This window comes from Mucilaginibacter gilvus, assembly GCF_004054195.1.
GTDB classification, from domain to species: Bacteria; Bacteroidota; Bacteroidia; order Sphingobacteriales; family Sphingobacteriaceae; genus Mucilaginibacter; species Mucilaginibacter gilvus.
Genome location: NZ_SBIW01000003.1, coordinates 360,941 through 383,531, shown reverse-complemented (window position 1 = coordinate 383,531; position 22,591 = coordinate 360,941). Strand labels below are relative to the sequence as shown.

14 protein-coding genes are annotated in these 22,591 nt (G+C 45.7%); 9 read left to right on the top strand and 5 right to left on the bottom strand.

Annotated elements, in window-relative coordinates; all coding sequences use genetic code 11:
- The gene (locus tag EPL05_RS07625) at window positions 1-1,110 is read right to left on the bottom strand and encodes a PAS domain-containing sensor histidine kinase (RefSeq protein WP_128533354.1); all 1,110 of its coding nucleotides are present in this window, start codon (window positions 1,108-1,110) and stop codon (window positions 1-3) included.
- Window positions 1,111-1,586: 476 nt separating this feature from the next.
- Between EPL05_RS07625 and EPL05_RS07620 the strand changes: the two genes are divergently transcribed.
- Complete coding sequence (locus EPL05_RS07620) at window positions 1,587-2,483, top strand: VOC family protein (protein ID WP_128533353.1); 897 nt, start codon at window positions 1,587-1,589, stop codon at window positions 2,481-2,483.
- Between the two features lie 12 nt (window positions 2,484-2,495).
- On the opposite strand, the gene EPL05_RS07615 is transcribed toward EPL05_RS07620, so the two are convergent.
- The gene (locus tag EPL05_RS07615; protein ID WP_128533352.1) at window positions 2,496-3,416 is read right to left on the bottom strand and encodes a helix-turn-helix domain-containing protein; all 921 of its coding nucleotides are present in this window, start codon (window positions 3,414-3,416) and stop codon (window positions 2,496-2,498) included.
- A gap of 75 nt (window positions 3,417-3,491) precedes the next feature.
- Window positions 3,492-4,373, bottom strand: a complete 882-nt coding sequence (locus EPL05_RS07610; protein ID WP_128533351.1) for an SDR family NAD(P)-dependent oxidoreductase — start codon at window positions 4,371-4,373, stop codon at window positions 3,492-3,494.
- A 259-nt stretch (window positions 4,374-4,632) separates the two neighbouring features.
- Between EPL05_RS07610 and EPL05_RS07605 the strand changes: the two genes are divergently transcribed.
- Window positions 4,633-8,229 (top strand): PAS domain S-box protein, encoded by a 3,597-nt coding sequence (locus EPL05_RS07605; RefSeq protein WP_128533350.1) that lies wholly within the window; start codon window positions 4,633-4,635, stop codon window positions 8,227-8,229.
- A gap of 104 nt (window positions 8,230-8,333) precedes the next feature.
- Here the strand turns inward: EPL05_RS07605 and EPL05_RS07600 are convergent, their stop codons facing one another.
- Both EPL05_RS07600 and EPL05_RS07595 read right to left on the bottom strand, forming a co-directional pair.
- Entirely contained in the window at window positions 8,334-8,804 is a 471-nt protein-coding gene (locus EPL05_RS07600) for an SRPBCC family protein (RefSeq protein ID WP_128533349.1), read from the bottom strand.
- A gap of 48 nt (window positions 8,805-8,852) precedes the next feature.
- The gene (locus EPL05_RS07595; protein ID WP_128533348.1) at window positions 8,853-9,341 is read right to left on the bottom strand and encodes an SRPBCC domain-containing protein; all 489 of its coding nucleotides are present in this window, start codon (window positions 9,339-9,341) and stop codon (window positions 8,853-8,855) included.
- A 228-nt stretch (window positions 9,342-9,569) separates the two neighbouring features.
- On the opposite strand from EPL05_RS07595, the gene EPL05_RS07590 reads away from it, so the two are divergent.
- The 7 genes from EPL05_RS07590 to EPL05_RS07560 all read left to right on the top strand — a co-directional run bounded on the left by EPL05_RS07590 (window position 9,570) and on the right by EPL05_RS07560 (window position 22,580).
- On the top strand, window positions 9,570-10,532 hold the full coding sequence (locus EPL05_RS07590) for a GlxA family transcriptional regulator (RefSeq protein WP_128533347.1): 963 nt from the start codon (window positions 9,570-9,572) through the stop codon (window positions 10,530-10,532).
- Between the two features lie 146 nt (window positions 10,533-10,678).
- Window positions 10,679-11,080 (top strand): (R)-mandelonitrile lyase, encoded by a 402-nt coding sequence (locus EPL05_RS07585; RefSeq protein WP_128533346.1) that lies wholly within the window; start codon window positions 10,679-10,681, stop codon window positions 11,078-11,080.
- A gap of 244 nt (window positions 11,081-11,324) precedes the next feature.
- Window positions 11,325-14,348: a SusC/RagA family TonB-linked outer membrane protein gene (locus tag EPL05_RS07580; protein WP_128533345.1), complete on the top strand. Its 3,024-nt coding sequence runs from the start codon at window positions 11,325-11,327 to the stop codon at window positions 14,346-14,348.
- 18 nt (window positions 14,349-14,366) lie between these two features.
- The gene (locus EPL05_RS07575; RefSeq protein ID WP_128533344.1) at window positions 14,367-15,866 is read left to right on the top strand and encodes a RagB/SusD family nutrient uptake outer membrane protein; all 1,500 of its coding nucleotides are present in this window, start codon (window positions 14,367-14,369) and stop codon (window positions 15,864-15,866) included.
- Between the two features lie 20 nt (window positions 15,867-15,886).
- A complete protein-coding gene (locus tag EPL05_RS07570; RefSeq protein WP_128533343.1) occupies window positions 15,887-16,801 on the top strand; it encodes a hypothetical protein in 915 nt (304 codons plus the stop codon).
- A gap of 156 nt (window positions 16,802-16,957) precedes the next feature.
- A complete protein-coding gene (locus EPL05_RS07565) occupies window positions 16,958-17,992 on the top strand; it encodes a glycoside hydrolase family 26 protein (protein WP_208394701.1) in 1,035 nt (344 codons plus the stop codon).
- Between the two features lie 466 nt (window positions 17,993-18,458).
- Window positions 18,459-22,580, top strand: coding sequence for a hybrid sensor histidine kinase/response regulator transcription factor (locus tag EPL05_RS07560; RefSeq protein ID WP_128533342.1), 4,122 nt, complete (start codon window positions 18,459-18,461; stop codon window positions 22,578-22,580).
- Window positions 22,581-22,591 lie beyond the last annotated feature (11 nt).

Below are 22,591 nucleotides of genomic sequence, written 5' to 3'. Positions count from 1 at the left end.
TTAACAGCCAGGAAGTGTAAATTTGAAAGTACTCCCTTTTCCCAGTTCGCTTTCCACCCAAATTTCACCCTGGTGCCTTTGAATGATCTCTGCACACAAATATAAGCCAATACCAAAACCACTGATCTTCTCCGTTTCCTTACTTTCCACCCGGTAGTGGGGAAGAAATAATTTTGCGATATCATCCTGGGCGATACCGAGGCCCTCGTCCCGGATACTGACCGTTACCGTATCGTCTATTCGCGTACAGCCGATTTCGATTGGGGCCGTTTTATCAGAGTATTTGGCAGCGTTACTTAAAAGATTTACCAGCACCTGTTCTATTTTCTCCCGGTCCGCGTTGACGTTGATCAACTCAGACGGCAACATTACAATATGATGCGATGAGGTAATAAATAAGGTTTCTTCAATCACCTCGCTGATGAGTTCATTCAGCGTAAAATTTTGTTTATTCAGATGGATCTTACCAGTTTCTGCGCCGGATAAATTAAGCAGGCTATTGATCATGTTGAGCATTTTCCGGACCTGTTTGTCTACTTTCGATAACGCGCCGATCGTAAAATTGTCCTTCTGTTTTTTGGCCCAGTTATTTAACATTTGCACATAAGCTTTCAAAGCTGTCAGCGGGGTTTTCAACTCATGGCTGACCATGCCGATAAACTTAGACCTGCGCAGGTCATTTTGTTTTTGATCAGTAATGTCCATAACGATCCCCGAAAAATAAGTATTGCTGGCATCCGATTCACTAAACCCGGCGGTGACGTTCAGCCAACGATGTTGTTGATCATGATATCCTACAACCGGGTATTCTATATATAAATTACTGCGTGTTTTAAAAGCGTTATCCATCGCTTTCAAAACAGTCTTCCGGTGTTTTTCCACGATCTGCGACATCGCAGCCTCTAAAGACATTTCCTCTTCAGGTAAAAAGCCGAATAACTCCTTAGTACGCGCCGATGACAGGAAGTTTTGAGTTGCGGTATCAATGATCCATACGCCGGCATTTGCGGAATGGACCGCGACTTGGGCTATGTCAACAGTGCTGAAGGGGTCGTTCCCAATTGCGTTATCATTGTCAGTACGCGCATCTTCTCCTTCGTCGTTATTCATCAGTCTGTTCCATTTATGAGCACAAAAATAATGTATTCCTGATGAATAATCGTATTTAGCTTTAAGCCGATCAAATCCTTTGACAGTAAAACAAAATCTTCATTTTTAGCTGATGGGGAGATCTGTCAGTAAGATACTTTCTTACCGTACGGTAGAGCAATTACTCGATAATGCTGGCAGGCAGGTAATCCAGCAAGAAGCAAAGGGCATCGGTTTTTCATGCGTTTTTATGAGTACGCAATATAAGATAAAGGGCTCTTTATTTAGTTCGATGGTTTGATCTTAACTTAAATGCTGTCGCAATACGCCCCTAAAATGTCTCCTTTTCCCCTTTCTAATATTTAAAAAGAAGTTAATTTTGAGATAGTTAAGCCGCTAAAATAAAAACAGATCATCTATAAAGGTTATAGCTGTATGATCTATCAAAACCAATAGCGCTTACAATTTTTAATACATCAACACCAAATCATTTACATATGTTACCTATCAAACCACACATCTGGTTCGACCAGGATAAAGCCAAAGAAGCTGCCGAATTTTACACTTCGTTAATACCCAATTCGGCTTTAGACTATGTTAGCCATTTTCCTATGCCCGGCGGAGAATGCGAAATAGTTGAATTCAACATGGCCGGCCAGTCGTTCCTGGGGATCAGCGCAGGGAAGGGACTAAAGATTAGCCCTGCTATTTCCTTCATGATCAATTTTGATTCCTCGGATGCCGCCAGCCGAATTAACGAAGTTTGGAATAAACTGATAGACAACGGATCGGTGATGATGCCGCTGGACCGCTACCCTTTCAGCGAGCGCTATGGTTGGGTAAGCGATAAATACGGTGTGTCCTGGCAACTGATACTCACCAACCCGGATGGTGAAGAAAGGCCGGTGATCGTCCCTTCGTTGATGTACACCGGCCAGGTGGCCGGTAAAGCCAATGAAGCCATTGACTTTTACTGCTCGGTGTTTAAAGACGGTAAACGCGGTACTACGGCCCCTCGCACTGAAGAAATGGGACCAGATAACGCAGGTAGTTTGATGTTCGCTGATTTTCATGCAGACCAAACCTGGATGGCTGCCATGGACAGCGCGCATCCACACGGTTTTAGCTTTAACGACGCGGTGTCGCTATTGGTACCTTGTGAAACGCAAGATGAGATTGATTACTATTGGGCAGCGCTTTCTGCTGATGGCAAACCCGGGCAGTGCGGCTGGCTAAAAGATAAATACGGCGTATCCTGGCAGGTTGCATCAACGGTTATGTTAGAAGGACTGAAAAACGGCAGCCCTGAACAAATTGTACGCATTACGCAAGCTTTTATGGACATGAAAAAACCGGACGTAGCGGCCCTGCAACGAGCCTATGATGGCCAATAACACTATGATTGCTTAATTAAACGACCGCCGGAACTCTAAGGGAGAAAGGTTAGTTTTTGTTTTGAATAGCTTATTAAACGACTGTGGATGTTCAAAACCCAGGGCGTAGGCAACTTCGCTTACCGATAGATTGGTGGTTGATAACCTTTCCTTGGCTTTTTCTATGAGTTTATTGTGGATGTGCTGCTGCGCGTTCTGACCGGTGAGCGAACGCAACATATCACTTAAATAACTTGGCGATATGTTCAGGTTTTCGGAAAGGAATTGAACGGTTGGGAGGCCTTGTGTTAACGATCTTTCGTTATTAAAATAATCGGCTAACAGGTCATCCAGCTTTGCCAGCAGATCGTTGCTCACTGCTTTGCGGGTTATAAACTGACGTTTGTAAAACCGGTTGGCATAATTGAGCAATAATTCCACCTGTGAAATGATCACGTCCTGGCTAAAATCGTCAATGCGGCTGTTCAGCTCCTTTTCTATCATTTTAAAGATCTCCATAATGGTTGCCTTTTCTTCTTCCGAAAGATGCAAACCCTCATTAGTAGCATAAGAAAAGAAACCATATTGCTTGATGTTTTTAGCCAAAGAATGCCCTAAAAAGAAATCGGGATGAATGAGCAAAGTATATTCCGAACACACCGCGCCATCGCTACCGGTGTTACCTATAACCTGGCCGGGAGATATGAATAATAAGCCACCTTCATCAAAATCATAATAACTCTGGCCATACTGTAGCTTACCGCCCAATTTGGGCTTGTAAGATATTTTATAAAAGCCCAGCACATGGTGTTGCGGCAGCGCCATATTTTCGGCCTGCACCTGACGACCATTTATCAGACTAACCAACGGATGCATGGGTTTTGGTAAACCAAAAAACTGGTGCGCCTGAGATAGCGATGCAATTTGCACAGGGCTGTTTTGTTCTTTTTTCATCTTTAGCACTTATATAAAATGATAACCGATAAGTTTTATAAATATCGGTTATCATTCTTTTGTTAGCAAGTATAATTACTTTGATACGCCTTGGGCCGAGCTGGAAACAGCACCCCACTCTTCCCATGTTGCCAACCGTTCGGCATAGGCAGAGCGTGTCCATTCTAAGTTGTGACTGCCGAGGTTGAACCGCAACGGAGGGTTTTCCGAATCTATCATTTTAAAAACAGCTTGTGGGGTGGCGTTGGGGTCGCCGCGTTCCATCGATCTTAAACTATCAAAAAACTGTGCTTTATAGTCGGTGTAAATATCAAGCCCTGCTGCAAATTTCAACGATTCCTGGCTGCCAAATTCGGTGGCGTAAGCACCCGGTTCAATAATAGTTACTTTGATACCGAAATTCTTTACTTCTGCCGCTAAGCTTTCGTGGATAGCTTCGAACGCCCATTTTGAGGAGCAATAGTAACCAATTACAGGTAAGGTTACGTGCCCAAGGTTGCTTGATGTACCCAGTATGTGCCCGCTACCCTGTGCCCTAAGCAAGGGCAATGCCGCCTGGATCACTGCAAGCGGGCCATAAACATTGGTTTCATACATCGCCCTAACATCGTCTGCACCTGCTTCCTCAATTGTACCTACTAATGAGTAACCGGCATTATTAAGTACAATATCCAACCGCCCGAAATGCGCGTGTGCCTGCGTAACCGCTCTCTTCACTTGCTCGGGCTTGGTTACATCCAGTTCCAAAGTAAGCACGTTATCGCCGTATTTATCGTTCAGGTCGGCTATGCTCGACAATGTTCGTGCAGTGGCTGCAACCTTATCTCCACGCTTAAGCGCCGCATCGGCCCAAATGCGGCCGAATCCCCGGGAAGCTCCGGTTATAAACCAAACTTTGTTATTGGTACCGGGCGTTTGAGCAGAGCCAACGCCTGTAGTTTCATTCTTATTTTTCATGATTTCTTTTCTTGTTATTGATACATCAAAGGTCAGCAGTGCCCGTTCGCTATTTGTAGCCTGACTGAGGACAATTGTAGCCTAAATGAGAAATAGCGATAATGGCCTTCTCTCCTATTTTTGAGCGTGATAGCCCTGTAATATGGAGGAAGTTAAATTTTGGTATCAAGATATTTTGAAACCATTTTTCCACGTGTTCGTTAAATAGCCAATTACTTTTGTTTACATTGCATATACTTTATAAACCTCTGTCGCCAGTATGTACAAGCTGCCCTCTTTAGTTTTTGCTATTGTGTTTTTGGGCATGGTTGTACTTACCCAATTCCTTACCTATCAACAGTATAAAATCTCAAAAGCTAAACAGAAAAACGAATTAGAACATGAGGCTGCCGCTACAAAAGACCGGTTCCGTAATATTTTGTTTAGTGATGTGGCTGCCGCCAATACGCTTGCAATTATATACAAGCAATATGGGGTTCCCGCCAGGTTTGACAGCATAGCCCGCCAGATACTAAGCAATAGCCCTTACGCGCAGGCCCTACAGATAACCGAAAACGGTATAGTAAAAAATGTTTACCCCGATGCGGTCTATAAAGGCACCATTGGCAGCAACGTTAATGCCGATCCCGTACGCAGAGTGGAAGAAGCCCGTGCCGTAGACCGGAAAGACATTTACTTTGCAGGGCCAAGGCGCCTGCGCTTTGGCGATACAGGGATATTGGGTAAGGTGCCCATAATTATTAACAACAAAGTAAAAGCTGTTGCCACGGTACTTACGCGGCTGGCTGTAATTCAAAAAGAGCTTGAGCAAGTACGGGTTGACAAGAAAAAGTTCGCATATCAGTTACTAAAGATCCAGAACAAGGTTATTGCCCCTTTCCCCCTATCTTACACCAAACCTGCCAGGGAAAGCGAATATATTGATATTGAAATACCTGAGGGCGACTGGCTGCTGCGCATCAGCTACAGTGAGGGTTATGTTGCTGATAGATTCCCCTTTGAATTATCGGGCATGGGCATCCTGCTATCGCTTGCTGCAGGTTTAATGGCTTATAGAAAAATGCGGGAGCCTTACAAACTAAAACAAATAATCAACGTCAAAACTACCCAGATCAATAAAACGAATATAGAGCTAAACCTGCTTAATCAGATCAACGATGTTATCCTGGCCGAACACGACATTCATCAGCTTTACAGCCGGGTGTGTAGCTGTATTGTGGAATCGGGTGGGTATTCACTTGCATGGATCTGCCATAAACCCAATGCGGATGATGCCAACCAAACAGTAGTTCCGCTGGTGGCAATTGGCGCTACCGAATATTTAAAAGATGCAAAGATAGTGCTTGATGACCCCGAGCAATCTAACGGGCCAACCGCAATAGCTTTACTCACCGGTAAAACTGTCGTTAATAACGATGTTGCCCATTCCACGTATTTCGGTCAGTTTGTAAAAGATGCAAATTTGTTTGGTATCCAATCATCGGCCTCGTTGCATCTTAACCTCGGCGGCGATAAAAGCGGGGCGTTAGGCATCTATTCCGCCAAAGCCAATGCATTCGATGAAGAAGAGGTGTCTACACTTAAGCGCCTTGCAGCTAACTTATCCATCGCGGTACAAAACATCAATATCCGCAAAGAAAAAGAGGACTCACAGCACCAGTTACACGAGCGCGTAAAAGAACTCACCACTATTTACAAGGTTAACCAGATACTTCAGCAGGAGCATGTAGATACGGATACATTGCTACAGCAAATAGTGGAAGTATTGCCGCCGGGCTGGCAATACCCGGAAGTGTGTGAGGCGAAAATATTGTTTGATGGCAAAGAATACAAAACGCAAGGCTACCGGGATTCGATAAACAGACAGAAAGCCGATTTCAATTTACTTGATGGCAGAAAAGGAAGTATTGAAGTAATTTATACGGCGAACATGCCACCGGAAGCAGAAGGGCTATTCCTGAAGGAAGAGCGCAGCCTTATTAATTCCATAGCCGAAGCCATAGAGGTTTACTTTGACGAGGATAGCCAACAGGCAGAACTGGTGGAGTCAGAAAACAGGTTCCGCGGTGCTTTTGAAGATTCGGCAATTGGCATGGGGATTACTTCGATAGAAGAAAACTCGATGGGGCGGTGGATAAAAGTAAATCGGTCTTTATATGAAATGCTGGGGTATACCGAGGAGGAGCTATTATCGCTCACGTTTATGGATGTTACGCACCCTGAAGACCTTGCAAAAGACCTGGCCGCCCAGGGTAGTATCCTGCAAGAGAGATCGGAAACCTATCGGTTGGAAAAAAGGTATATCCATAAAGATGGAAGCATCGTTTGGATCAACCTGAATGTATCGCTCATAACAGATATGGATAAGCGTCCGCTATATCTTGTTGCCCAGGTAGAAAACATCACCGAGAAAATAGAATCGCAATATAAGTTTCAAAACCTCGTGGAGAACTTTATCGTCGGTGTATACATCATCCAAAACGACAAGATCGTATACGTAAACCCAAGGGTTATTGAAGATATGGGGTATAGCGAGGAAGAGATCATTAATGAAACTTTCGAAAAATTTATTTATCCGGATGACATCGGGGTGGTTAGAGAAAACATTAAGCAACGGGTGGATAATGAGATCACATCAACCAGCAGGTATGAGACCCGGATAGTTAAAAAGAATGGCCAGCCCATATGGTTCGAAATATTAGGAGGAGCAACTTTATACCGCGGGCAGCCGGCGCTTATTGGCACCATGGTGAATATTACTGACCGAAAAGCAGTTTATGACGAGCTGAAAAGGTCGGAAGCTAATCTAAAGTCGATGTTCGAAACTACGGACGTATCATACATGTTGTTTGATACTAAATACAATATTATTGCTATTAACAAACACATGAAAGATATTTACTTTCATGCTGCCGGTATGGAATTGCGGGCTGGAGGTAATATGGCTGATTCACTTTTACCCGACAGGCGAGAAAATGCGCTTGCAAGATACGACCGGGTGATACAAACAAACCAATCAGAAGATTATGAAATATCATATACAAAAGATGGAGTTTCTCACTATTTTATCGCAAACGTAAAACCTGTTCATGATGGCAAAAAGGTAATAGGGCTATGTATTTCGGGCATCGATATTACCGAAAGGAGAAATGCTCTTGAGCAGTTGAAGAAGTTGAACAAGAATTTGCAACAACAAGCTGAGGAACTGGCTGTTTCTAACGCCGACCTGGAACTCTCGAAAAAAATGTATAGCGAACTTTTTAATCTTAGCCCTTTGCCGGCATGGGTTGCAGATATTAATAACTTCCGGTTTCTGGATGTTAATAATGCGGCGGTACAGCATTATGGCTATACGCGTGAAGAGTTTTTGTCAATGAGTTTAGATGTGATAAGGCCAGTTGAAGAAATCCCCGATATGCTGCGTGCTGTTAGTGAACGAGCCAATCAAAAGGATGGTACTTACAGCAGAATCCTGACCCATAAAAAAAGGAACGGTGAATTAATGAGTGTTGAAATCCAGGTGGCACCAATTAAGTATTTGGGCATTAAAGCCAACATTGCGATAGCCACGGACATAACGGAAATACAGAATTACATCAAGGCAATTGAAAGTCAAAACACACGCTTACGCGAAATTTCGTGGATCCAATCTCACATCGTACGCGCTCCCCTATCACGGATAATGGGGCTGATACCAATGCTGAAGGATTTTAGCAACACTGCAGAGGAACAGAAAGAGATACTCGATTATCTTTTAATTTCGGCCAATGAACTGGATGAAACCATAAAAACTATCACCGATAAATCAAAAATTGAAGACTTCCAGTCGTTAAAATCTGATAATGGCGGGAAATGATGGTTAGGTATTTTCTCTGTGCTAAAACTATAGCCGTGTAAATAAAACGCAAGCATCCTCAATGGCGTCACCAAGGCAGGTTGCGTCTTATTGTTTTGGGAGGGTTATTTGTTTTCCCACTCCAGCGTACCTTCTTTCTTAAGGTAAGGCGTTCCTGTCCCGGTGGCTAAGAAGGTATATAAGCTTTGGATAAAATAGTTCCAACCCGGCTCGCATACATCGTAGCACTCAATGGTTTGGTTCAGTCCTTCGTGCAGCATGGTTAGTGTTGTACCGGTTGCTTCGCTGGCTATGGTCCAAATTATTCTTGTGCCTACCCATTCATCCTTTTTTTTCAGGGTATCCATATCAATATAGGCTTTCAGGCATACCCACACAACTTGCTGGCCGGGTATTGCGTCCGCTATCTCGAAAGTTTTTTTTGTTTCGCCGAAGGCGATATTATACTGGTCGCCGTTTTGCGCTGCCGCGCCAGAAAAATCGTCGCTCCACCAATCTTGTATGTGTTCGGTTAGGGCTTTATATACTTCATCAGCCGAATTGTTTACGCTGATACTTTTTTTGTAATCGTTCATATATTTTTTGATTTTATTTTATTCACAGATCATTAATTCACCTCGGCATTATTGGACTGTCCCAAGTTTTCTTTCGTCTTCGGTTTGCGGCTTATCTTTGCCATTAGGCTGGCCCGTACCCGTGGTAATGAGGTTGCGCAAACTGTTTTGGATGTAGTTTGTCCAGGCACCCCTGCATACTTCGTAACACTCATATTGAGGCACCAGCCCCGCGTGGGTGAATACAATAGCCGTCTGGCCATCCTTCTCCGAAATCTCGAAGATCACTTTCGTTCCCTTCCATTCGCTGTTATCCTTTATAAAATTAAAATAGTTATCCATCACCAGCCAAACCACCTTTTTACCGGGCACGGATTCTATTATTTTCATTTGGCAGCGATGCACATTTTGGTAATGATACTTAAACTCGCTGTTGAGTTTGGCTGTATTGCCCTCAATCTCTTTGGACCACCAACCGCGTACATTATTAATGGCGTCGAAAGCTTCTTTTGGAGTTTGGCCTACCATTATGGTAGTTGTAAAATCTGCTGTACTCATTTTGTTTTTGTTTTGTTTTTTTTGAGCAAAAGAGGATATGGCGGATATGCTCAGCATCACCATTAAAACCCCTCTCATGAATTTATAGTTATACATTATTCAATTATTGTGATGAACTGATAAACAAATCTAGTGTCTTAATACCACAGTATCATGGTGCGAAACAGACATTATACCGGGTTGATTTGGACATAACATGCACGTATATTTGTTAAAAAAACCCGAGGTATGAAACAAGTTGTAATCATTGTCCCTAAAGAATATGCTAACCTGGCCAGTGTAACAGGCGCGTTCCAGATCCTGGCCCGCGCAAACGGCTATTGGTTGGGGCTCGGGAACAAGCCTAAAATGGAGGTACGTATTGCCGGTTTCATGACCGAACTAAAACTGGATGGTGGTTTCTTCTCCATCCATCCCGTAAATATTGAAGATCTGCCCAAAACCGATCTCATCATCATCCCCTCTGTTTCGCACGAATATGTGAACGTAATTAAGCACAACGCCGTACTTATTAATTGGATAAGGGAGCAGTATAAAACAGGCGCCGAAATCGCGAGCATTTGCACCGGTGCGTTTTTACTTGCGGCTACCGGCTTGTTGGATGGCAAAATATGTTCTACCCATTGGAATGCCGCCAGTGAATTTAAAAGGTTATTCCCAAATATTGAGCTGCATACCGATAAATTGGTAACGGCCGACCAAGGCATCTACACCAATGGTGGGGCTTACTCGTTTTTAAACCTGATGCTTTTACTGGTAGAAAAATATTTCGACAGGGCAACGGCTATCTTCTGCTCCAAAGTTTTTCAAATCGATATGGACAGGACTTCGCAGTCACCTTTCTTTATCTTCCAGGCGCAAAAAAACCATGGTGACGAATTGATTGGCCAGGCACAGGCTTTTATTGAGGCGAACTTAAGCGCGAAGATCTCTTTTGAGGAGCTGGCTTCCAAGCTGGCTATCAGCAGGCGAACTTTCGACAGGCGTTTTATACGAGCCACGGGCAATACGCCGGTAGAATACATGCAGCGGGTAAAAGTGGAAGTTGCCAAAAACACTTTAGAAAAGGGCAGGAAAACGATTTTTGAGGTAATGAACGATGTGGGGTATTCGGACGATAAAGCGTTTAGGGAAGTTTTTAAAAAGATAACCGGGGTATCTCCTTTAGATTATAAGGCTAAATATAATTAGCGCTCATTTCGGTTTAAATTTGTTTGAATTATACACTTTTTTGTTTGGTGATTGTTAACACTACGCCCATGGCCGGGGTATCTTTGATATCTGTAAATTGGCAGGTAATTTACCTCCAATAAAACGACTAATTTAAATAGATCAACATGGAAATAAAACGCAATGGCACGCAACCTTCTGGAAAGGGCCCCGCCGAATACTTTACAGGAACGGTTAGGATAGATCCACTGATCAGCCCGCCGGAGCCATCGCGCGTGACTATGGCACTGGTTACTTTTGAACCGGGTGCCCGTACTGCCTGGCATACCCACCCTTTTGGGCAAACGCTTATTGTAACCGCAGGGGCTGGATGGGTGCAGCGTGAGGGCGAAGCGAGGCAGGAGATCCACCAGGGCGACGTGGTATATTTTACCCCGGGCGAAAAACACTGGCACGGTGCTACCGCCACAACAGCCATGAGCCATATAGCGATACAGGAAAAACTAAACGGTTCGCCGGTAGATTGGATGGAACAGGTTACCGACGAACAGTACAGCCGTACCCGATAGACTCTACACGAGTTCCGAAAACACTTATCAATGTACAACAGCAAAAGAGCAGCTGCCCATCCGGTAGCTGCTCTTTTATTTTAGCGTTGGGTTTGCTTGGTCGATAGGGAAGACAAGACCTACTAAATATCTAACTATTTGAATATAAATTAATTAAACAAACGGTGTACCATATTGAAACAATAGTGGAATAGCTTTTATAACGGCACAGGTAACATTGTTCTCATAAACCAATTCAAAATTTATGAGGACAATTTACACAACTTTCATGTGTGTCATCTGGCTTTGTATCAGCGCTGCTACAGCGTTGGCACAGCAACGGCAGGTAACCGGCGTGGTGACCGATCAGCAGGGAATTACCCTGCCCGGTGTTACCATCGCGGTAAAAGGCACATCCGCCGGGGCAGTATCAGATGCTAAAGGCGCTTTCTCCATCTCTTTACCCGGCCAGCAGGCCACGCTTGTTTTTTCGTTCATAGGGATGCAAACCCGCGAGGTGCAAGTGGCTGCCGGGCAAAGCAAAATTGATGTATCGCTTCAAAACGCCAGTCGCGACCTTAACGAGGTAGTGGTTGTAGGCTACGGTACTACCAAAAAGAGCGACGTTACCGGCTCGGTTGGCTCCATCAAAGGCAGCGATCTTAACCGTGTACCGTCGGCGAACGTAGACCAGCTTTTACAGGGTAAAATCCCCGGTGTGCAGGTTATCGCGCCGTCGGGCCAGCCCGGTGCAGGTGCAACTATTCGTGTACGTGGATACGGCTCGCGCAGCGATGCCAACGCATTGGTGGTTATCGATGGGATCCCCTTGGGGGATGCAGGCGGCATTAAGCAGGTTAACCCGGATGATATCGAATCTATCGAGGTATTAAAAGATGCATCATCAGCAGCTATCTATGGCTCGCGTGGTGCCAACGGGGTTATTTTGATCACTACCCGCCGCGGCAAAACCGGGCAGGCACGCATCGGTTTGACGGCGTTGACCACGGTATCAACCCTGGGTAACAAACTCGATCTGTTTACCGACCCGGTGGATGTGGCAAGCATCAACAATGAATCGCGTATCAACGGTGGCGAAGCGCCCCAGTATGTTGGTCAGGTCATCGGTGGCACCTACTACCCTTCTGTTGCCGAGCTGCGTGGTATCGACCCGACAAAACAGCCATGGCCATACAATACCAACTGGGTCGACCTGGTTTATCGCAACCCTATCTCCCAGAGCTATACCCTCTCGGCAGATGGCGGTACCGATAAAACCAAATACTCCGTATCGGGCAATTATTACAATGAGCAGGGCCTGGCCATTAAAAACGGTTACGAAAAATACATCGGCCGCGCCAACCTGGAGCAAAAACTAAAATCGAACGTTACCCTTGGCGTAAACATCATCGCCACCTGGACCAAGAACTACGGGCAAGGCCTATCTGTAGACAGGAACATCATTTTCCCGGCCTACAATCCCGATGGTACTTACTTCCACATCGGCAGTAACGATTATAATAACCCGGTGCAAATTGCCAACGAGGTGCTTAACAAAAGCAAAACGTTAGACCTCTTGTCGTCGGCCTATATCAGTTGGGATATCGTTAAAGGTTTAAACTTCCGTACCCGTATCAGCAACGCCTTTGGTAACTCCATCAGCGATAATTACCAGCCAAGGGATGCTACTTCATCGGGCTACCAGTTCCAGGGTTTGGGTACCGTGAGCAATTATGATTCGAACCACCTCATCGTAGAGAACTTTTTAACCTACGACAGGGACTTCGGCACCAAACACCACATCAACTTTGTGGCAGGTACCAGTTACGAAGCCCAAACCGTGCGCACCTCAAGCATACAGGGCCAGGGTTTTGTGAATGATATTTTAAAAGACGAGAACCTTGCCGGTGCAACCACTTACCTGGTGGGCAACAACTCCACTAAATCGGTATTGGAGTCGTACTACGGCAGATTCAACTACAGCTTCCTCAACCGTTACCTGTTCACCTTTACGGGCCGTACAGATGGTTCATCGAAGTTTGGCGCCAACAACAAATATGCCTTCTTCCCTACCGGCGCAGTAGCCTGGAAAGTGAACGAAGAAGCGTTTATGAAAAACATCCCGCAGGTATCAGAATTAAAACTGCGCGGTAGCTACGGTATCGTTGGTAACCAGGGCATTTCGCCTTACCAATCGCTATCCCTGTTGGGCAGCTACAAATACTTTACCGATGGCGGCTTCCAAACCGGTTACGGCCCGCCGTTTTTTAACGATGGCTCCAATACCAATGGTAAAGTATTCAACGGCTTAGGTAACAAAAGCCTGAAATGGGAAACTACCCGTCAGCTGGATATTGGTATAGACCTTGGGTTATTTAACCAGCGCTTTACCATCAACGCCGACTACTACTTTAAACACACAACCGACCTGCTAAGATTGAACCAGATAGCTCTTTCATCAGGCTACAGCGTTATCCAGATCAACGATGGGGTGATTGATAACAAAGGTTTTGAGATGGGCGTGAACGCGCAGATCCTACAAGGTAAATTCGATTGGAGTGTTGGCGGTAACTTCAACTTAAACCGCAACAAGGTGCTTAACATTGGTGGTGGCAACTCTATCGAGGCCGCGCAAGGCGATATTGAGGCAATTCGCGCGCCGCTTAACTACTACATTAATGGTTACCCGGCGCAGGTGTTTGTAGGGTATTTGTTCGATGGTATTGTACAGCAAACCGGCGGTACTTCCCCGGTAGACGGCACGGTACAAAAAGCTGGCGACCTGAAATATATTGCAGGCGGTCCGCTGGCGGTTGGCCAAAACGGCAAGTACATTATTGGTAACCCCAACCCCGATTTTACTTACAGTTTTAACACCAGCTTAAAGTACGCGCGGTTCGACTTATCTACCCAATTTTACGGTGTAAAAGGGAACGATGTATTCAACTTTTCTAAATTCACCCCAAGCGCGCAATTGCAACGCTGGACGCCAGATAACCCAACGAACCTTTTCCCAAGCGTAAACTCTACGAGGGTTAACTACGCGTCGGATTGGTATATCGAAAGCGGCTCGTTCCTGCGCATCCAGAATGTGAATTTAGGGTACACGCTTAAGCCGCAAACCATCAAAGGTATTTCCAACCTGCGGGTTTACTTCTCGGGGAGCAACCTGTACACCTTCACCAAGTTCAACCCAAGCTTCGATCCTGAGGTGCAGGAGAACGGGCAATTTGGTGGCAACTACCGCAAACCACGGACTTATTCACTGGGCGTAAACGTTAGTTTCTAATTTTTAAGAGCAAACAACATGAAAAAATTAAAATATATAGCGCTGGTTTTAGCTGTTACCGGCTTCACCGCCTGTAAAAAACAACTGGAAGAAAAGCCGTACGGATTTCTTTCTACCGAGAACTTTTACAAAACAGAGGCAGATGCTAATTCGGCGTTGATCTACGCCTACTCTATCCTACCCGATCTGGATTATTACTCGCGTAATTTCATCACCCTAACCGAATCGCCAACCGAAGATATCGAAATAGCGGCGGGTAAAAATGCCGACGAGGTATTATTGGATAAACTATCGGCCACGCCAACTAACAGCGTTTTAAGGCCGGGCTTTCAGCTGCCTTATGTAGGTATCAACCGGGCCAACCTGGTTATCGCCTATGTGCCGGCCATCACCAAAATAAGCGATGCCGCCAAAAACGAGATCATAGGCGAAGCATACACGCTGCGCGCCCTGCATTACTTTAACCTGGTGCGTTTATTTGGCGCAGTGCCGATGCATTTAGAGCCAGTTGATGACCCGAGCAAAACCAACCTTGCCAAATCATCTATCCAGTTGATCTACGGACAAATAATAGAAGATTTGACCAAGGCTGCCGGCATGATGGACCAAACCCGTCGCCTTGGCCGTGTAAACCAGGTTGGTGCCTGGGGGCTGCTATCTAAAGTGTACTTAACGCTGGCATCAGGTAAAGCAAGCGGCTCGCCAGGTTACGATTTTGTGGCCGGAGCTGATGAGATGTACGCCAAAGCAAAAGAGTTTTCGGCCAAGGTGATCAACGAGCAAACCGCCTATGGCTTAGACCCAAGCCTGGTTGCCATTTACGATGTGAACAAGAAGGCAGGCCCCGAACACCTTTGGGATGCCAGTACCGACCGTACCGGCACCAACGAAGGCCTTTATTCCAAATTGCCAAAAATGTTTATGCCTAACCTCAATTTCAGGTTGCCGGGTGGTGTATTTGTACCAGGTGGCTTCAATGAGTTTTTAACAGAATCTGCGCTGTATAACAGTTTCGATGCGAATGATAAACGGAAAACCCAGCTCATCATCTCTACCATCAGCGATGTAAACGGCGGTAACTCCGGCACCGGCCCAACACAGAATTTAAGTATTACCGATTCGTATACCCGTCCGTTCAGCAATAAGTTTAACGATTCGGGCTGGCAGGCGGGCGACCAAACCAGCTGCAACACGCCTATCCTCCGCTATTCGGATGTGTTATTGGTTTACGCCGAAGCAAGCGGCCCAACTACCGAAGGCTACGCGGCTGTTAAAGCCATCCGTACCCGTGCTGGGCTTGGCGATCTTCCGCCGGGATTAACCGTGCAGCAATTCCGCGACGCGGTTTTGCAGGAACGTTCATGGGAGTTATGCTTTGAGGGGCAGCGCCTTTTCGACCTGCGCCGTACGCATAACATCGAGAACATACTGGTAACCAAATACGGTAAATCCGTAACCGGCGACCCGTACTTTTTCCCCATCCCGCAATCGGAAGTTGACAGGAACCCAAATCTTTAAACGAAAAAAGAATCAAGAAGATGAAACGCATAAACTATCTATTTATACTTACGGTGCTGCTCTTCGCGGCCTGTAAAAAAGACCCTGCGGCCGGCATTCAAAGCCACGAGCGCGCCATAGAGGCCGTAAGCCTGAGCGATGGGCTGGTACAGGTTGGCCCCGCCGTGGTAGACAGGCCGAACGCTACCGTTACAGTACGTGTACTGCTACAAGCAGGCACTACATTTAACGCGGTAAAGCCTACTATCCAAACCTCTTACAAATCATCGGTTACCCCGGCATCCGGCCAGGTGGTAGATTTTGCCGCGAATAGCAATCGGGCTAAATACACCGTAACCTCCGAAACGGGCGAAACCCGCGAGTGGACGGTGATCATCCAACCCTTTACCGAGGCGCTTTTAGGCACCTTTACCATTCAGGATTACACCCTGTATGGCGGTACCGGCCCGCAGTATGGCGGTGGTTCGGTGTTGAATATGGCGTCCAAATCGGTATGGCCGGCAAACGGCCCGGCGTCGGAGTATGATAACACTTTAACCTTTACTTACACCGGCATCACAGCCGATGGCAATACACAGGGCGATGTGGTAAACGCGGCGGGTGCCGATGGCGCTTACGCCGATTTCACCTATATCAAAAACCCGGTTACCGATGTAAACGGCAAGTACCGCGTTATCCCGAAAGGCACCGGCAAATGGCTGCATAACTATGCTAACAATACCATCACGTTCACATTTACCGATGGAACAACCAAGGTGTGTACGTTTGATGGCGCGGGCACCAGCGACTTGGGCAATGGTCTGAAGAAAACCATTACCGACAATGCATTCACATTCGCTATTGCGGGTGCTGATGATTACGGCAATATCTACAGCGACTATGATAAGATAGTAAAGCGCCCATACAAGCTTTGGGTTGATGTTAAAAAACAATAGTAAATTTATAACAGCGGGCGTAATGTTTATGCCCGCTGTTAACACTTAAGCCTGATGGTGAATACCCTGCAAATCAGTAAGAAAACGGCAAACGCAAGTTCACTTGCATACGCCATAAAAAAACAGCCGGTAATACGGTACTTAAGATCGTTATCTATGAAAAAGAGAGCTATAATTTCAGCAATAGGCTTAATGGCGATGGCATTTGTCTTTTACGCCTGCCAAAAAGAGGTTAAACAATCGCCGCCGGCACCGGAGGTAATTGTGCCCGTGATACCTAACACGCCATTTAAATCGTTAAAATATTTGTACAGCATTAGCGGCACAAAAGTGCTGAGCGGCATCCATAACCGCGAGCCAAACTCCACCCCCGCGGCATGGACCAATAAAGCATTCAGCGTTACCGGCAAATACCCAGCGCTATGGAGTGGTGACTTCCTGTTCCAGGCGGATAACATTATGAACCGCCAGGTAATGACGGACGAGGCAGCAGCCGAATTTAAAAAAGGCGCTCTGGTAAATATTATGTGGCACTCTTGCAACCCTGCATTGGCAGAACCTTGCGGCTTCGACGCCACAGGTGTGCAAAGCAAACTTACCGACGCGCAATGGACGGAACTACTAACCGACGGCACCGTCATCAACACTAAATGGAAAGGTTTGGTAGATGAGATCTGCGTGTACCTGCAGCAATTGAAAGACAAAAACGTGGAGGTGCTTTGGCGCCCATACCACGAAATGAACCAGGGCGCATTTTGGTGGGGCGGTCGCCCCGGTGCCAACGGTACCCGCAAGCTTTACGAGCAACTACACGATTACATGACCAAAACAAAAGGCCTCACCAACCTCATCTGGGTTTGGGATATCCAGGATTTTGGCTCTTTAAGCAGCGATGCATCGGCCTACAAGCCTGGCGATGCATACTGGGATGTAGCAGCGCTGGATGTATACGATGGCAGCGGTTACACTAAAGCAAAATACGATATTATGGTAGCAGCAGCGGCCGGTAAGCCCATTGCCATTGGCGAATGCGAAAAGCTGCCCACAGCTGATGAGCTATCCGCCCAGCCAAAGTGGACGTTCTTCATGAGCTGGTCGGAACTTACCTTTTCGGGCAATACGGAGGCGAATATTAAAGCACTGTATACATCGCCAAGAGTGGTGAACCTTGATAAAATGCCGGGTTGGTAAGATTATAGTTTAGTTTATATTGGTTGATTGGGCGGGGATATCTCCGCCCAATCTTGTTTACTTTTGGCGATGAAATTCATTGAAAAAAGTTTACAAAAGTTAACACAATTCAATGTTACTTTTGTTAATTATCTGATTATCAAATAATTAATTTTTTAAGGGTTAACATATTTTGCACCTTTATCATAGTGAACCGATACCTCACCCCGCTAATATGCTAATACAATCGTAAAAGTGGTTCAATCGGCACATTTGATGGCTTAGGTGCAAATTTTGTATTGTAAAAATATTGTCTCAAACGCCGCAAACACCGTTTATAAGCCCTCATCACTGCTAAATGTTAAAATAGTATTACTTTATTTTAGCCCCAAAACATAGCTTTGGTATACAATTATAAATGATCGGTCGGTATGCTCTTCTGCTATCTGTCCGTATCAGCTTCTGCTTAAATTAATATGCCGGTTGTATGAGATTTTTACGAGCATTCATCCTATTGCTTCCGTTCGCGCTGTTTGCAAATATTTGCAGAGCGCAGTTCACCATTCAGCAAATAGATAACAGCAGCGGCTTATCCAACAGTTGCATCAACGCCATTTACCAGGATAGCGACAACATCATTTGGTTTGGCACCTGGGACGGACTCAACTACTACGACGGCAACAATATCCACGTTTTTAACTACGAAAAGGCCGGCAACAAAAACGCCTTCGCGAGCAATGTGATCTACCAGATAGAAGGTGATAAAAGCCGCAACATCTGGATCGGTACGGTGCAGGGCCTCAGCAAATTCAATAAAAACACCGGCGATTTTACCAACTACTTCTACAACGCTAAAAAGATCAAATCGAGCGGGTTTACCGTGGCGATAGACAGCCACGACGAGGTGTACGCGGCAAACAAAAACAGTTCGCAGCTTTATCACTACAATAAACAAAAAGACAGCTTTGATAACATTGCCATCAAAGGTCTGCCCGATTTTATGCTGGTGAAGATCCTTTTTGATGAACAGGATAACCTATGGCTATTAAAGGATAATGGCATCCTCGAAGCCTTTAAGCGCACCAAACAGGGTTTTGAAGCGGTGAAGCAATTCAGATCGGTACAAGATATCGATAACGTTTTCTTCAGCAATCACCACGTATTTTACACCACCAAAACCGGCCAGCTGAATTTGATAAACAAGCAGTATCAAAAACAACAACTGGCCAGCCTGCCTCACGAGGTACGTTCGATGAGTTTTTTTAAAAATCATTATGTATTTGCCTGGGCATCAAAGGGCATTGGTGAATATGATGAGCAATTTAAACCCACCCCCGTTATTGCCGTGCAAATCCCCGTACTGCAAAATGTGCGGATCACCTCGCTGATGAATGATGCCACCAGTCTGCTTTGGTTTGGTACCGATGGTAACGGTGTAATGAAAGTGGCCAAAAAGGAGAATTACTTCGGCATCGTACAAAAGCAACCGAACGGGCAGTCGTTCCATATCCCGGTAAGGGCATTCTCGGATATCAACGGCGAATTGTGGATCGGCACCAAGGGTAACGGGATCATCACTATAAAAGACTGGGGCAGCAAAAACGTGTCCTTCTCTTCTATCAATTCGTTCCACACCAATGTGGATCTGCTGGACAATTGCGTTTACGCCATTGAAAAAGGGCAGGACGGGCTGGCTTATATTGGCTCGGATGCCGAGGGGATAACTGTTTACGACCTCAAACGCAAAAGTTTTATCCGCTGGAGCGAGATCATCAACAGTAAAGATTATCCTTCATTCGGCTCGGTGCATTGCGTGCTGCCGGATAAGGATGGTTCGGTTTGGCTTGGGTTAAACGAAACAGGTTTGGTGCATTTAAAGCTTGAGCAAAACGCTGCGGGGCAGGTAAGGATAAATTATCTGCAAACCTACCGCTTCACTGGCGATAACAGAGGCCCGGCCAATGATGTGATCTATACGCTGGCACAAGGCAGCAACAACCATATATGGATCGGTTGTCGTTACGGTGGGCTAAACGTATTTGATAAAGCGACAAGGACTTTTAAAACCTTCAAGGCATTCTCGTACAATGGCAGCCTATCTAATAATGATGTCCTGTCGCTCTTTGTAGATAAGGCGCAACGGCTTTGGGTGGGTACCAGCTTTGGCCTCAATTGGATAAACGAAAAAGAAGCGGCAGAATCAGACCGACCGGTGTTTAAAAAACTGAATACCGAGAACGGCCTGCCAAACAACACCATCCACGCCATTAATGATGATAACCAAAACAACATCTGGATCAGTACCAATAAAGGCCTCGCCAAGATCAATCCGCAGACGTTAAAAATTGTTCATTATAAGGAGTCGGACGGCCTGCAAAGCGATGAGTTTAGTGATAACGCCGTTTGGAAAGATAAGGCTGGGATGCTGTACTTCGGCGGTATTTACGGCTTTAATTACTTTATGCCGCAGCACATCAATGTAAGTAATGAGCAACCCCACCTGCTTATCTCGGATATGCAATTCGCTGGTAAGAACGCGCCCGAAAGAGGGCTAAAAGTATTGACTAAAAATGGCTCCGTAATTAACCAGCATTACGTTTTAAAGCCACAGGATAATTATTTCGAGCTTAACTTACAGCCTATCACCTATACCAATTCGCAAAAATGCCAGTACGCTTATTTTTTGGCCGGCAGCGATAAAGGATGGCACTTTATAGGCAAGCACGAAAAGATCATCTACAACAACCTCCCTCCCGGCGATTATACCTTGCGGATAAAATGGAGCAATGGCGAGGGTGTTTGGACACCCGGTGTAACCGCGTTCACCGTTACAGTTAAGCAGTACTGGTGGCTCACCCCTATCGCGTTCGCGGGGTATATCACCGTTATTTTTTGTGCGGTTTCCCTGTTCGTACGCTATCGTAAAAATAAGTTCGTGATGGCGCAGGAATTAAAAATGGAACACCTGCTGCGCGAGAAAGACGAGCACCTGCACCAGGAACAACTCAACTTTTTCACCAATATAGCGCACGAACTGCAAACGCCATTAACACTCATATTAGGCTCCCTGGAGCGCTACCTGTTCAAATCAAAAAACACTGGGCAGCAAGAAAAAGGGGGTAATTTCCTTTCCATCGTAAAACAGGAAGCATCGAGGCTGCATTTCCTGGTACACCAATTATTAGAGTTCCGCAAGGCAGAATCGGGCCAGCTACAGAACCATTACAGCTATTTAAATGTGTCAGAATTGATGGTTAACCGTTCGGGATTATTCAATGCCCTGGTGGAACAAAAACAGCTCGATTTTTCCTGCAATGTAGATGGCGATATGAGTATGTGGATGGATAAGGATAAACTGGAGAAGATCATCTTCAACCTCCTCTCCAATGCCTTTAAACACTGCGAGGCTAAAGAGTATATCATATTTGATGCCTACCCCAAAAAAGGGACCGGGATGATGGAAATTGTAGTGGCTAACTCCGGCTGTAAACTGACCGATAAAGAAACCGGCAAGCTATTCGACCGTTTTTTTGTACTTGATGGCAGTCAGCAAAATAAGATCAGTTCTGGTATTGGGCTGGCGTTTACCCGCCAGTTGGTAAACCTGCTGGGCGGCGAGATCAGCGTAAGCTGCGAAAACAACTGGATAGCTTTTAAAGTGCTGCTCCCCTTGAATTTTGTACCTGCTGATGCGCACCAAACCGTTGAGATTAGCGATAAAAACGACAGTGCTTCCTATATCTTCGGCTCGCTGCCGGATACGCAGAACCCGGTTGGTCATTTTAACCTGGCGGATAACAACAAACGCTCGCTGGTAAAAAGCTTTGAACAGGAGGAGAAGAAAGCTATTTTAATAGTGGACGACGAAGAGCTGATCCGCTTTTTGTTGAAAGATATTTTAGGCGAGGGCTATATTATGTACGAAGCATCAACCGGTAAACAGGCCATCGAGGTGATCAACCGTGCCATGCCTGATCTCATTATTAGCGACGTTATGATGCCCGATATGAACGGATTGCAGCTATGCGAACTCGTAAAAAACACAGCCGAAACCTGCCATATCCCGTTTGTATTGCTCTCTGCCCGTACCACCATCCAACACATGACAGAGGGCTACAGCTGTGGTGCGGATGCCTATATCCCCAAGCCATTCCAAACCGAGCACCTGTTGGTGCGTGTGCAAAAACTGCTGGAATACCGCGACAAACTGCACAAGGTATTTAGCGCGGGCAGCAACGGGTTGCAGTTAGATACCCGCGACCTGGATGCCAGCGACAAAAGCTTTATTGAAAAAGTAACCCGCGTAATTGAGGACAACATTGACGAAGAACTCGACGGTGCCTTTTTAGAGAACGCGCTTAATCTTAGCAAAATTCAACTGTACCGAAAGATAAAAACCCTCTCGGATATGACACCGACCGAACTCATCAGACATATTCGCCTGCAAAAGGCATCGGTACTGTTAACCGCGTCAGACCTCACGGTATCCGAAATATTTTACCGCACCGGGTTCAATAACAAAACCTATTTCTTCAGGGAGTTTAAAAAGATCTACAATTGTTCGCCGAATGAGTACCGGGCAAAGCACCGGTTGTCGGCAGTCAAATAAATTGGGTCGAA